The sequence below is a fragment of the Caballeronia sp. ATUFL_M2_KS44 genome (assembly GCF_023630965.1).
Classification (GTDB): Bacteria; Pseudomonadota; Gammaproteobacteria; order Burkholderiales; family Burkholderiaceae; genus Caballeronia; species Caballeronia concitans.
Window position 1 is genome coordinate 1,011,522 of record NZ_JALQEA010000006.1, and the last position, 12,896, is coordinate 1,024,417.

10 protein-coding genes are annotated in these 12,896 nt (G+C 63.8%); 5 read left to right on the plus strand and 5 right to left on the minus strand.

Annotated features, from left to right (window positions below):
• Window positions 1-102 precede the first annotated feature (102 nt).
• Window positions 103-1,245: a nitrogen regulation protein NR(II) gene (glnL, locus tag NCR39_RS04740; protein WP_250451003.1), complete on the plus strand. Its 1,143-nt coding sequence runs from the start codon at window positions 103-105 to the stop codon at window positions 1,243-1,245.
• Between the two features lie 130 nt (window positions 1,246-1,375).
• A complete protein-coding gene (gene ntrC, locus NCR39_RS04745; RefSeq protein ID WP_250451005.1) occupies window positions 1,376-2,860 on the plus strand; it encodes a nitrogen regulation protein NR(I) in 1,485 nt (494 codons plus the stop codon).
• Window positions 2,861-2,872: 12 nt separating this feature from the next.
• Here the strand turns inward: ntrC and xth are convergent, their stop codons facing one another.
• Window positions 2,873-3,652 (minus strand): exodeoxyribonuclease III, encoded by a 780-nt coding sequence (gene xth, locus NCR39_RS04750; RefSeq protein WP_250451007.1) that lies wholly within the window; start codon window positions 3,650-3,652, stop codon window positions 2,873-2,875.
• Window positions 3,653-4,143: 491 nt separating this feature from the next.
• Here xth and NCR39_RS04755 point away from each other — a divergent pair, with 491 nt between their 5' ends.
• The 3 genes from NCR39_RS04755 to NCR39_RS04765 all read left to right on the plus strand — a co-directional run bounded on the left by NCR39_RS04755 (window position 4,144) and on the right by NCR39_RS04765 (window position 7,323).
• Window positions 4,144-5,331 carry a polysaccharide deacetylase family protein gene (locus NCR39_RS04755; protein ID WP_250451009.1) on the plus strand — a complete coding sequence of 396 codons (1,188 nt, stop codon included), beginning with the start codon at window positions 4,144-4,146 and terminating at the stop codon, window positions 5,329-5,331.
• On the plus strand, window positions 5,279-5,977 hold the full coding sequence (locus tag NCR39_RS04760; protein WP_250451010.1) for a YidX family protein: 699 nt from the start codon (window positions 5,279-5,281) through the stop codon (window positions 5,975-5,977). The genes NCR39_RS04755 and NCR39_RS04760 overlap by 53 nt, the downstream gene beginning before the upstream one ends.
• Window positions 5,978-6,048: 71 nt before the next feature.
• The gene (locus tag NCR39_RS04765; RefSeq protein ID WP_250451012.1) at window positions 6,049-7,323 is read left to right on the plus strand and encodes an amidohydrolase family protein; all 1,275 of its coding nucleotides are present in this window, start codon (window positions 6,049-6,051) and stop codon (window positions 7,321-7,323) included.
• Between the two features lie 42 nt (window positions 7,324-7,365).
• On the opposite strand, the gene NCR39_RS04770 is transcribed toward NCR39_RS04765, so the two are convergent.
• From NCR39_RS04770 to NCR39_RS04785, 4 genes are all read right to left on the minus strand, one after another.
• Window positions 7,366-9,483 (minus strand): M3 family metallopeptidase, encoded by a 2,118-nt coding sequence (locus NCR39_RS04770; protein ID WP_250451013.1) that lies wholly within the window; start codon window positions 9,481-9,483, stop codon window positions 7,366-7,368.
• Between the two features lie 140 nt (window positions 9,484-9,623).
• On the minus strand, window positions 9,624-10,493 hold the full coding sequence (gene folD / locus NCR39_RS04775) for a bifunctional methylenetetrahydrofolate dehydrogenase/methenyltetrahydrofolate cyclohydrolase FolD (protein WP_250451014.1): 870 nt from the start codon (window positions 10,491-10,493) through the stop codon (window positions 9,624-9,626).
• A gap of 159 nt (window positions 10,494-10,652) precedes the next feature.
• Complete coding sequence (locus tag NCR39_RS04780; protein WP_250451015.1) at window positions 10,653-11,567, minus strand: DUF2950 domain-containing protein; 915 nt, start codon at window positions 11,565-11,567, stop codon at window positions 10,653-10,655.
• A 45-nt stretch (window positions 11,568-11,612) separates the two neighbouring features.
• Complete coding sequence (locus tag NCR39_RS04785; RefSeq protein WP_250451467.1) at window positions 11,613-12,842, minus strand: DUF3300 domain-containing protein; 1,230 nt, start codon at window positions 12,840-12,842, stop codon at window positions 11,613-11,615.
• Window positions 12,843-12,896: the final 54 nt, after the last annotated feature.

A 12,896-nucleotide genomic window follows, 5' to 3' on the forward strand; every position in this document is an offset into this window, starting at 1 on the left:
GCTGATTTGCGTCACTCATCTGCGGCACTCATTTGCGTCACGTAAGTAGAACAAGATCGAGTTTCAAGAAGCGACCTCGCTGGCCAACCCTTTTCCTGTTCGATGGTGCTAAAGAATCTGATCAAGGCCCGCAAGGGTCACGCCGATGCGCTCTCCGACGACGCCCAGCTCGCCGCGACCGGTCTCCTGCCCGGGCTCGAAGCGCTGCCGACCGTCGTGCTCGTGCTCGACAAGCGCACGCTCAGGATCGCGTATGCGAACCCGTCGGCGGAATCGATGCTCGAGATGTCGCGCAAGCAATTGACGCAGACGCACTGGCCCGATCTCTTCGCCAACGCCGACGAACTCGCGACGACCATCGCGTCGATCGCGGAGAACCGCTTCAACGCGACGCGGCTCGACGCCGTGCTCGATCGCGCCGGACGCGAATCGGTTCATGTTCACGCGATCGTCGCCTATCTCGAAGCCGCGACCGATTACGTGCTGCTCGAACTCTTCGAGAACGAGCGGCATCTGCGCACCGACCGCGAAGAGCGCATCCACGATCTCACGGCGGTCAACAAGCAACTGATCCGCAACCTCGCGCACGAGATCAAGAATCCGCTCGGCGGCATTCGCGGGGCGGCGCAACTGCTCGAATTCGAACTCGGCGCGCTCGAACGCGACGAGCTGCGCGAATACACGCAGGTCATCATCAAGGAGTCCGACCGGTTGCAGACGCTCGTCGACAGGCTGCTGGAGCCGCACCGGCATCCGCATATCGTCGGCGACGTGAACATCCACGAAGTCTGCGAACGCGTGCGCGCCGTGATTCTCGCGGAGTTTCCGCGCGGCCTCACGATCGAGCGCGATTACGACGTCAGCGTGCCCGACCTGCGCGGCGACAAGGAACAGTTGATCCAGGCGGTACTCAACATCGTGCGCAATGCGGCGGAAGCGCTCAAGGAGCGCATCTCGCAAGGCGACGCGAAGATCGAACTGCGCACGCGCATCGCGCGCAAGGTGACCATCGGCAAGCGGTTGCACAAACTGGCATTGGACTTGCATATCACCGACAACGGTCCCGGCATTCCCAGCGAGATTCGTGACCGCATCTTCTTTCCGCTCGTGTCCGGGCGCGAAGACGGCAGCGGTCTCGGTCTCACGCTCACGCAATCGTTCGTGCAGCAGCACGACGGGCTGATCGAAGTGGAAAGCAGGCCGGGCTGTACCGAGTTCACCATTCTGTTGCCCTTCGGGAACTGAGGGCACTCGCCGACATCGACCGATACCGACCGACAAGGACCATCGACCGCTCACCGCCGCCGCGCAACCAGAAGCCTGACCGTTCCGACGGGCACACACCGAACCACACGAAGACTTCTCGCCGAACGATATGAAGCCGATCTGGATAGTAGACGACGACCAATCCATCCGCTGGGTGCTGGAAAAAGCCCTCGCACGAGAGAACTTCACGACGCGCAGTTTCTCCGGCGTCCGCGACGCGCTCGCCGCGCTCGAAACCGACAGCCCGCAAGTGCTCGTCTCCGATATCCGCATGCCGGGCGGCTCGGGGCTCGAACTGCTGCAAACCGTGCGCGACCGGTTGCCGGGGCTGCCGGTCATCATCATGACGGCGTTCTCCGATCTCGATAGCGCCGTCGCCGCGTTTCAGGGCGGCGCGTTCGAATATCTCGCCAAGCCGTTCGACGTGGACAAGGCGGTCGAGCTGATCCGCCGCGCCGTCGACGAAAGCATGCGCGGCGAAGCCGCTTATGACGAGCGCGTCACCGAGACGCCCGAGATGCTCGGGCAAGCGCCCGCGATGCAGGACATGTTTCGCGCGATCGGCCGTCTGTCGCATTCGGCGGCGACCGTGCTCATCACGGGCGAATCAGGCACCGGAAAGGAGCTTGTCGCGCGCGCGTTGCACCGACATAGCCCACGCGCGAACGGACCGTTCATCGCGCTGAACACGGCGGCGATTCCGAAGGATCTGCTGGAGTCCGAACTGTTCGGCCACGAGCGCGGCGCGTTCACGGGCGCGCAGGCGATGCGTCAGGGCCGCTTCGAGCAGGCGGAGAACGGCACGCTCTTTCTCGATGAAATCGGCGACATGCCGTTCGATCTGCAAACGCGGCTGTTGCGCGTGCTGTCGGACGGGCAGTTTTATCGCGTGGGCGGGCACAATCCGCTGCGCGCGAACGTGCGCGTGATCGCGGCAACGCATCAGAATCTCGAATCGCGCGTGAGACAGGGATTGTTTCGCGAGGACTTGTATCACCGCCTGAACGTGATTCGCCTGCGTCTGCCCGCGCTGCGCGAGCGAAGCGAAGACATTCCGCTGCTCACGCGTCATTTCCTGCAAAAGAGCGCGCGCGATCTGGGCGTCGAGCCGAAGCGCGTATCGGACGATGCGCTCGCGTATCTCGCGTCACTGCCGTTTCCCGGCAACGTGCGGCAGCTTGAGAATCTCTGCAACTGGCTGACGGTGATGGCGCCCGCGCAGGTGATCGAGCAGAAGGACTTGCCGCCGGATCTGACGGCGCGTCAGGAGCATGCGCCGGAGGCGATCGCGGTATCGACCGATGGCGCCGTCGCGGTCAACGGGTCATCGACGTCCGGCGCGACGCCGACGGTAGCCGCGCCCGCGGGCGTGCCGGTGAGCGTGTGGGAAAGCGGACTGCGCACGGAAGTCGCGCGCCTGTTGCGCGAGAATTCCGCCGATGTCATGGATGAACTCGCGCGCCGCTTCGAAGCGGCGGTGATTCGCGAGGCGCTCGACTTCACGCGCGGGCGCAAGGTCGAGGCGGCGGAGCGGCTGGGAATCGGCCGCAATACGATCACGCGCAAGATTCAGGAATTGCATCTCGACGCGTGAACCTGAATGGGATCAGCAGCCGATGTCCGCGATCACCGGCGCGTGGTCGGACGGCTGGTCCCATTTGCGCGGCACTTTGTCGACTTCGCATGACGCGCACAGTTCGGCCAGATCCGCCGACAGCAGGATGTGATCGATGCGCAGCCCCGCGTTGCGCCGGAACGCCATCATCCGGTAATCCCACCACGTGAAGAGCTTCTCGGGCTGCTCGAACTTGCGGAAGGCATCGGTCAGGCCGAGCCCGACGAGTTGCAGAAAATGCGCGCGTTCTTCGGGCGACACGAGATTCTGGCCTTCCCATGCCTTGGGATCGTGCACGTCGCGGTCGTCGGGCGCGATGTTGTAGTCGCCGAGCAGGGCGAGCTTCGGGTACTGCCTCATTTCTTCGCGCAGCCATTCGCGCAGCGCATCCAGCCAGCGCATCTTGTAGGCGAACTTCTCGCTGCCGGGCGCCTGCCCGTTCGGGAAGTAGGCGGACACGATGCGCACGTCGTTCACCGTCGCGGCGATCACGCGCTGCTGCAAATCTTCGAAGCCGGGGATATTGCGCACGACGGTGGCATCGTGCACGTCGATGCCGTCGCGCACCAGAATGCCGACGCCGTTATACGTCTTCTGTCCCGCGAACCAGCTCTTGTAGCCGGCCGCTTCGAGTTCGGCGCGCGGGAATTTCTCGTCGGGCAGCTTCAGTTCCTGAAGACAGAGGACATCGACTTGCGAAACCTGCAGCCAGTCGATGACATGCTGAAGACGGACCTTGAGGGAATTGACGTTCCAAGTTGCGATTTTCATTGGACGGCGGGTGCGTGGTTCGTGAATGCGTGACTTCGCGCGAAGCACGAATGATAACGCCATGAGGCGTTCGGGCTTGCTGTATCGGTCGATATGAAAAATTTTGGCTTGGGCAGAGTGGGCGCAGTAGGGGCGGTGTAAAGTCTCGCGGCGTTCTACGGCGGCCTTGCTCGTCCAGCGTGGAGTGGTTTTTCGGTATCGATCCCGGCTGTGATACATCGGAATCCTAATGGTATCTGGAGCGGGTCGAGCGGTTAATCAAAGCAATAACGAGGTTTAACAACAATGTTTCGTCCCATGATCAAACCGTTCGTGCTTCGGGCGCTTGTATGAGGACGCAGGCCAGTTCGGCGATGCGCTGATCCAATACCGCGCGGCCAAAGCCGCCAAAGCCAACGCCGCATACGATGCCGCCATTGCGCGTGTCAGCGCTCGTCATTAACCATTCGCAGCCTCGGTTCCCGGCCGCGCGCCGGGAACCGTCATTTGCCATGTTCAAGAAAGCCCTCATCACGACGCTACTCGCCGCGGGCGCAGCCTGTTCGCATGCGGCGGGGCCGTCCGCCGTCGCAATTGGCGACCGTGCGACGTGGCCCACGCCGTTAGCTTCCGCCGATGACTTCGATCTTGCCTCACGCGCCGAATTGCTCGCGTTCGGCAAGGCGCTCGCGGACACCGAACGCCTCAGCGACAGCCAATTGCAGGCGCGTCTGAAGGTGAAGTCGTTCGATCACGCGTCGGTGGATCGCATTCGCGCGCGGTATTGGCAGCGACTGACGACGAACTACGTGGCGGCATCGGCGCATTGCGGCAATGGTGCGGCGTTTTGCGAGACGGTGCGCAATCAGGCGGATTTCGTGCGCGCGGCGCGCTCATTCGGCACACCGGCAAACAGCGCCTATCAAGCGTGGTTCTCGCAGGCCTCCACGTTTCATGCGACGTACGTGAACGAATTGCTGCGATTGGCGGCGCTCTTTCCTCGTATCAGCAGCGAGATCGACACCTACTCTTCGCGCGAAATCGACGGCAGCCGCTTGCCCGATCGCACGTTCCTTCTCACGTTCGACGATGGTCCTTCCGCTCGCGACGGTTCCACCGACAAGCTGTCGCAAACGCTGCGTGCATCGCGTTTGAATGGCGTGTTCTTCACGCTCGGCACGCAATTGCAGGCGCGCTTGCAGCAGTCGGGCGCACCGGCGACGAAGGATGCTTATCGCGGGATGTGCGTGGGCTCGCACGGATGGGAACATCGCTCGCATAGCGCGTGGCCTGCATGGCAGGAGTCGGTTGCGCGCAGCATCGGGCTCGTGCGCGCGAATCTGCCGGACAGCTTCGTGCCGCTTTTCCGTCCGCCGTATGGACAGCGCAAGGCCGACAGCGGTGACTTCTTCGCATCGCAGGGCTTGTACGTCGCGCTCTGGAACATCGATTCGCAAGACTGGAACGAGAAGGTCAGCGCCGATGAAGTCAAACAGCGCGTGATGACGCTGATGCTGCTTTGGCGGCACGGAATCATCCTTTTCCATGACATTCACCCGAAGGCGCAAGTGGCGGTGCCGTGGCTGCAAGCGCAGCTTGGCGGCGCGGGCGTTCAGTGGATGGACTGCAAGCGTTTTGTCGCGGCCAATGCCAACAATCCGTATGGAGCAATGCTTAGCGCCGTCCCCTACCATCACTAGAATATCGATGAAAAGAAGAAACTTCCTTCTGGCCGCAGCGGCGGCGCCTTTACTCCTGTCGGGCTGCATAACCGAATCCTTGCGCGATGAAATTCGCGAAGGCGATTACCGGACTTACACGGAATCCATCGACAGCGTGCTGATCTCGGCAGACGGCGCGAAGCTCGTGTTCCTCGGCGCAAAGTATCACTACATTTTCGATGCGCCTGCCCACTTCGCTGAATTGCTCGATTCACCGCTGGATGCGAAGGTGAAGGTGGACATCAGACGATTCAATGCCGATGAGCACGGCAGTGTAAGCGGGACCATCGAAATGGAACTGAACGACGCGACCGCCGACGAGATGGCGCTGGCAGCGCAACTCGGTTTCAGGTCAGACGGTCGATCGTCTGCGTATAGGTCGATCTACCTGACCGGAACGCGATACAGCGCGAAAGGCTTCGATGCGTCGAAGGTCGACAGAAAGCTGCTGCGCAAGACATATGCGGTCGAGATCAACGAACCGAATCCGTTGAACGGAAGAAAGGTGCTGTACTTGCTGACGCCGGTCACGGTAGCGGCCGATGGAGCGTTGTTGCTCCTTGGCTCGCCGCTCATCCTCGTGGTGCTCATCGCCTTCTCGAACTCTCACGTCTGCTGCTTCTAGCGCGCGAAAGACCTCGCGGCTTTTCTGTCTCGCTACAATCACCGAACAGCCACCGTCGGAGGGTTTCGCAGATGGATCTCATCATTCGCCGCGCGGCGCTCGTCCGTTCGGGCGCACTCGTCGATATCGGCATGGAGGCGGGGCGCATCGCCGCAATCGAGCCGCATCTGAACGCGACCGCACGCGAGGAAATCGATGCCGGCGGCTCGCTCGTCACCGCGCCCTTCGTCGACGCGCATTTCCACATGGACGCCACGCTCTCGTACGGCTTGCCGCGCGTGAACGCATCGGGGACGCTGCTGGAAGGCATCGCGCTGTGGGGCGAACTGAAACCGGAGTTGACGCAGGAAGCCATCGTCGAGCGCGCGCTGCAATATTGCGACTGGGCCGTCGCGCGCGGTCTGCTCGCGATCCGCTCTCACGTCGATGTCTGCGATCCGCGTCTGCTCGCGGTCGAAGCGCTCGTCGAAGTGAAGCGGCGCGTGAAGCCGTATCTCGATCTGCAACTGGTCGCGTTCCCGCAGGACGGCGTGCTGCGCAGCGCCGGCGCGTTCGACAACCTGAAGCGGGCGATCGAACTGGGCGTCGATGTCGTCGGCGGCATTCCGCACTTCGAACGCACGATGGCCGACGGCGCGGCATCGGTGAAGCTGCTGTGCGAATTCGCGGCGGAAAAGGGCTTGCGCGTGGACATGCACTGCGACGAATCGGACGATCCGATGTCGCGTCACATCGAAACACTCGCGGCCGAGACGCATCGGCTCGGGCTGCATGGACGCGTGACCGGCTCGCATCTCACGTCCATGCATTCGATGGACAACTACTACGTCAGCAAGCTGATCCCGCTGATGCGCGAAGCGGGCGTCGCGGCGATCGCGAATCCGCTCATCAACATCACGCTGCAAGGGCGTTCGGACACGTACCCGAAGCGGCGCGGCATGACGCGCGTGCCGGAACTGATGGCGGCGGGCATCGACGTCGCGTTCGGCCACGACTGCGCGATGGACCCGTGGTACAGCTTAGGCTCCGGCGACATGCTCGAAGTCGCGCACATGGGGCTGCACGTCGCGCAGATGACCGGCGTCGACGCCATGCGCGCCTGTTTCGACGCGGTGACGATCAATCCCGCGAAGATCCTCGGTCTGGAAGGCTATGGCATCGAAGTGGGATGCAATGCTGATTGCGTGATGCTCGACGCACGCGATCCGATCGAAGCAATCCGCCTGCGCGCGGCGCGCACGGCCGTGATTCGAAGAGGGAAGGTGGTGAGCCGAAGTCCGGCCGTGCGCGCGACGCTCGCGCTCGAAGGCCGGCCTTCGGACGTGGACTTCAGAATCAAACGCTGAACGAAAAACCCCGGCGCGTGGCCGGGGTCGAAACATCGAAGGTCAGTGCAGCGTCTGCCCGGCCATGCCGTTATGACGCAAGAGCGCGTCGATGTTCGGCTCGCGTCCGCGGAACGCCTTGAACGAATCCATCGCGGGACGGCTGCCGCCGACTTCGAGAATTTCCCGGCGATAACGCGTGCCCGTTTCGGCATTCAGCACCGAGCCGCTCGCGGCCTTCGCGGCTTCTTCGAACGCGGCGTAGGCATCGGCGGACAACACTTCGGCCCACTTGTAGCTGTAATAACCCGCCGCATAGCCGCCCGCGAAGATATGGCTGAACGTGTTCGGCCAGCGCGAGAACGGCGTCTGCGGAATGACGTGGAACTTCTCGTTGATCGCGCGCGCGAGGTCGTTCACGTTCTGCGTGGCGTCCGCCGGATCGTAGGACGTGTGCAGCACCATGTCGAACATCGAAAAGACGATCTGGCGCAGCGTGCCGAGACCGCTCTGGAAGTTCTTCGCGGCGAGCATCTTGTCAAAGAGTTCGCGCGGCAGCGGCGCGCCGGTATCGACGTGCGCGGACATGTCGGTCAGCACGTCCCACTCCCAGCAGAAGTTCTCCATGAACTGCGACGGCAATTCGACCGCATCCCACTCGACGCCGTTGATGCCCGACACGCCCAGCTCGTCGACGCGTGTCAGCATGTGATGCAGCCCGTGCCCGAACTCGTGGAACAGCGTGATGACTTCGTCGTGCGTGAAGCATGCGGGCTTGCCGCCGACGGGCGCGGAAAAATTGCACGTGAGATACGCGACCGGCGTCTGCACGCCGCCTTCGCTGCGCTTGTGGCGCGCGCGGGCGTCGTCCATCCATGCGCCGCCGCGCTTGCCTTCGCGCGCGTACAGGTCCAGATAGAACTGCGCGACGAGCGAGCCGTCCTTGTTCTCGACGCGGAAGAAGCGCACATCGGGATTCCACACGGCGGCTTCATCGCGACGGATCGACACGTTGAAAAGCGTTTCGGTGACCTTGAACAAGCCCTTCAGCACGGCCTCCTGCGGGAAGTACTGCTTCACTTCGTTCTCGGAGAACGAATAGCGCTTCTGACGCAGACGTTCGGCCGCGAACGCGACATCCCACGGCTGAAGTTCGGGCATGCCGAGTTCAGTGGCGGCGAACGCGCGCAGTTCCATCCAGTCGTTTTCGGCGTAAGGACGCGCGCGCACGGCGAGGTCTTCCAGGAACGCGATGACCTGCGCCGGCGACTCCGCCATCTTCGGCGCGAGCGACACTTCCGCGAAGTTCTGATGGCCGAGCGTGCGCGCTTCTTCGAGACGCAGCTTCAGATGCTCGACGATGTTCTCCGTGTTGTCCCACTCGGCCTTGCCGTGACCGTACGTTTCGCCGAGTTCCGACGCACGCGTGACGTACGCGCGATACATCGCCTCGCGCATCGGCCGATGCTCCGCGTATTGGAGCACCGGAAAATACGACGGAAAGTGCAGCGTGAACTTCCAGCCTTCCTTGCCGTCACGTTGAGCGGCTTCGCGCGCCGCTTCGATCACGTCGTCGGGCAGGCCGGCGAGGTCGCTTTGCTGCGTGACGATGTACGCATACGCATTGGTCGAATCCAGCACGTGGTCCGAAAACGCCTTCGACAACGCGGCTTGTTCTTCCTGCAATTGCGCGAAACGCGGCTTGCGGTCTTCAGGCAACTCCGCGCCCGACAGACGGAAATCGCGCAGCGAGTTCTCGAGAATCTTCTTGCGTTCCGGCGAGAGACCGGCGAACTCGTCGCTCGCGGCGATGGCTTTGTACTTCTCGTAAAGCGCCAGATTCTGGCCGACGCTCGCGGAGAATTCGGTGACGCGCGGCAGGTTTTCGGCGTGGGCGGCGCGCAGTTCGGGCGTATCGGCAACCGCGTTCAGATGTCCGATGACGCCCCATGCACGCGAGAGCTTTTCCGATTCGCGCTCGACCGTCTCGACGACATCCGTCCATGTGGCGGGCGTCGCGGGCGCGCTCGCGCGATCGACGGCGTCCTTGGCCGCGGCGAGCAGCACGTCGAGCGCCGGGGTGACATGCTCGGGCTTGATGTCGCCGAAGCGCGGCAAGTCGGAAAAATCGAGCAGCGGATTGGATGCTGCGGTCGGCGTGGCTGCGGTGGTATCGCTCATGGCTCTCCCAGTTTCGTGTTCAGTGAAGCGCGGGACGGGCCAGCAATGCCGAGGCCCGCGCCGCTTCGTGTCCCAGTGCCTGTCAGGACATTATTGGGGCGGCGGGGCCAAAATCCAATCGATTGTTTTTAAGGAGATGATTAAGCGGTCGCGCTTAAGGCCGATGCGGCGCGCTCGGCGGCTTCGATCGTGTTGACGAGCAGCATCGTGATGGTCATCGGGCCGACGCCGCCCGGCACCGGCGTGATATAGCCGGCCACTTCCTTCACGCCCGCGAAATCCACGTCGCCGCACAGCTTGCCCGCGTCGTCGCGATTCATGCCGACGTCGATGACCGTCGCGCCCGGCTTCACCATGTCGGCGGTCAGGATGTCGCGGCGGCCGACCGCAGCCACGACGACATCCGCGTCGCGCGTGTGCTTCGCGAGATCGCGCGTCTTGCTGTGACAGATGGTGACGGTCGCGCCGGCTTCGAGCAGCAGGAGCGCCATCGGCTTACCGACGATATTCGAGCGGCCAATGACCACCGCGTTCGCGCCAACTAGATCGATCTTGTGCGCCTCGAACATTTTCATCACGCCATACGGCGTGCACGGCCGAAAGAGCGGCTTGCCGGTCATCAGCGCGCCCGCGTTGGCGACGTGAAAGCCGTCGACGTCCTTCTCCGGCGCGATCGCTTCGATGACCTTGTGGCTGTCGATATGCGCCGGCAGCGGCAGTTGCACGAGAATGCCGTGGATCGCGGGATCGGCGTTGAGCTTGTCGATGTGCGCGAGCAGTTCGCCTTCGGACAGCGACGCGGGAAAGCGGTCCATCACCGAGTGCAGGCCGTTGTCCTGACACGCCTTCACCTTGTTGCGCACATAGACTTCGCTCGCCGGATTGTCGCCGACGAGCACGACCGCGAGGCCCGGCTTGTGTCCGCGAGCGGCGAGGGCGGCGGCGCGCGCGGCGACATCGGTGCGCAGAGTCTTGGAAAGGGCGTTGCCGTCGATGAGTTGGGCAGTCATGGCGAATCAGTGAGGATGGCCGGGTGGCGTGAATTGGCGAGGCCGCGGGCGCAGGGGGCTGCGGGCGGTCATCGTGGGCGCACGGTTGCGCCCTTGGGGAAGGGCGAGATTATACCGCCGGGCGCTTTCCAGTGTCCGGCGGTCGGGAAGTGGCCTGCTTCAGGGCGAAACGGGCTGCCAGGAGGCGTCCGGATCGAACGATTTGATCGATGCCGCGATCCGCGACGTCGCCGCGCCGAGGTTTTTCTCGTAGACCTGACCGTCCTGATTGACGATGAAGCTCATCACGCCGGTTTCGCCCACCTTCGCCGGCCACGCGATCATGCCGAAGCCCTGCGTGAGCGCGCCGCCTTCCACATAGTTCTTCGCGCCGCCCTTCGCCTTCGGGCCCTGCGCGGTGAGGATGCGGTAGTGATAGCCGTAGTAGGCGTCGCCCGGATGCGTTTTGTTTCGCATCGTCGCTGCGAGCGGACCGAGCGGACTTTCCGGTTCGCCCTGCGCGGTGTCCCAGTAGAGGCCGTCGCGCTTGCCGGGCGTACTCACGAAGTGTTCGGCGTAGCGGTTCATCAGCTTGCGATAGTCGTTCTGCGCATCGACGTAGGCGAGCGCGACGTGCATCACCGATCGCTCGTTGCGGCCGATTCGACGCGTCAGCAATTCGTCGCGCGCGGCGGGCATGTCGAAGCGCCAGCCCTTTCCGGTATCGACGAGCGGAATCGGCAGCGTCCAGCCGCTGTCGCCGGTTTCGATGCGCGCGCTTTTACGCCCGTCGATCGGCTTCGCATCCTCGACGATGCGATGTCCCTTGGCCCACGAGCCGAGGTACTGGTAAATGTCGTCCTCGCCGATGTTGCCGGTCGGCACGTAACGCGCGTGGTCCTTGCCGAGCACTGTGGAGAGCGCGGTTTCGTCGTTGGATGCGATGGCGTCGGTCAACGCCTGCGCGGCGGCTTCGGGCGTCGGATAAAGGGCCTGCGCCGGCGTGAGCGAGGCAGTCAGGGAAAGCGCTGCAGCGGCGAGCACCGCGCGCAGCAAAGGCTTCCTGGATGAGGCGAGCGTTCTGTTTTGATTCATCTCGTGCTCCTGAGTCGGGCGTGTTCTGGGAAAGAGGTGAAGGGATCAGCGGCGACGAAATCCGCCGCCACCGCCACCGCCATGAAAGCCGCCTCCCGCACCGCCGCCCTGGAAGCCTCCGCCGCCGTGCTGCACGCCGCCGCCTCCGGCGCCCAGGCCGCCGCCCGCGTTCGGATGCGCGCTTGCGAGCGACTGCCGGCTCGCCTGTCCACGCTGCATGTCCTGCCGCGCGACATTGCCGTCGCCCGCGCCGCGCAGCGCGTTGTCGCGATTGACGTTCTGCGCGCGCTGATGCAGGTCGTTGTTGCCGCCCACGCGGTCGGCGCCGCCCTGGCGCATGTTCTGCACGCGCTGGTTCGCCGATTGATTCATGTTCTGCCCCGTGCGCTGCTGCAGAGTCTGCGCGGCCTGCGCGCGCCCCTGATCGCGCCCGCGGAACTGATCGCGATTCACCCCGCCGAGATTCTGGTTGTTCACGCGGTTCTGCCGGTTCACGGTGTTCCGGTTGAACTGCGGATCGTTGCGGTTCCAGCGCACGTTGTTGTTGTTCGTCGTGATGCGGTTATTGACGTTGATGTTGTTGTAGCGATTCACGTTCACGTTGACGTCGCGATGATTCCAGTCACAGCCGCCCCACAGCGAGTTGGCGACGGCGATGCCCGCGCCGAACGCGAGGCCGGTGGCGAAGCCGGTCGCGATCGCATAGCCGGGCGGCGGCGGCACGTAGACCGGCGGATACGCCGGATAAGGCCACGCGCCGTACACGACGGTCGGGTTATATGTCGGCACGTACACGACTTGCGGATTGGCCGGCACGATCTGAATCGTGCTCTGCTCGACGACGACCTTCTGCTGCTCGGTCGTCTTGAGATTGCCCGCCGTCTGGGCCGCGCGGCGCAGGCGTTGCACGGAATCCATCACGTCGCCCGATTGCGCGATGAACGCGTTGCCGAGCTGCGTCGTCCAGTCGAGCTTGGAGGCCATCGTCGCCAAGGCCTGCGGGAACGCAACGAGCGATTGCACGCTCGGGTCCCACGGCTCGGACTGCACGGCTTTCACGGCGTCGTCGCCCTTGACGTTGGCATTCGCCTTCGACCATTGCGCGGCGGCTTCGATGTCCTGCGGATAAGTCGCAGCCATCAGCACTTGCGCGAGCAGCGCGTCCGGATAGAGCGCGATGGGCGCGACGAGCGCATCGATCTGCTGGTTCGTCAGGCGCTGGCCGGTCGCGGCGTTGTTCGGCGTCTGGGCGGCGGCGGTGGGCGCGTGAAGCATCGCGAGCGGCGCGGCGGCGAGCGTCGCGGCTATCGCAAGCACGCGCGCCGCGCG

Bases quoted from the DNA above. Each gene is read 5' to 3' on its own strand.
- xth (WP_250451007.1), bottom strand. From the start codon at position 3,652: ATGAAAATCGCAACTTGGAACGTCAATTCCCTCAAGGTCCGTCTTCAG.
- NCR39_RS04785 (WP_250451467.1), bottom strand. From the start codon at position 12,842: ATGCTTCACGCGCCCACCGCCGCCGCCCAGACGCCGAACAACGCCGCG.
- glnL (WP_250451003.1), top strand. From the start codon at position 103: ATGGTGCTAAAGAATCTGATCAAGGCCCGCAAGGGTCACGCCGATGCG.
- folD (WP_250451014.1), bottom strand. From the start codon at position 10,493: ATGACTGCCCAACTCATCGACGGCAACGCCCTTTCCAAGACTCTGCGC.
- NCR39_RS04780 (WP_250451015.1), bottom strand. From the start codon at position 11,567: ATGAATCAAAACAGAACGCTCGCCTCATCCAGGAAGCCTTTGCTGCGC.
- NCR39_RS04755 (WP_250451009.1), top strand. From the start codon at position 4,144: ATGTTCAAGAAAGCCCTCATCACGACGCTACTCGCCGCGGGCGCAGCC.
- ntrC (WP_250451005.1), top strand. From the start codon at position 1,376: ATGAAGCCGATCTGGATAGTAGACGACGACCAATCCATCCGCTGGGTG.
- NCR39_RS04760 (WP_250451010.1), top strand. From the start codon at position 5,279: ATGCCAACAATCCGTATGGAGCAATGCTTAGCGCCGTCCCCTACCATC.
- NCR39_RS04770 (WP_250451013.1), bottom strand. From the start codon at position 9,483: ATGAGCGATACCACCGCAGCCACGCCGACCGCAGCATCCAATCCGCTG.
- NCR39_RS04765 (WP_250451012.1), top strand. From the start codon at position 6,049: ATGGATCTCATCATTCGCCGCGCGGCGCTCGTCCGTTCGGGCGCACTC.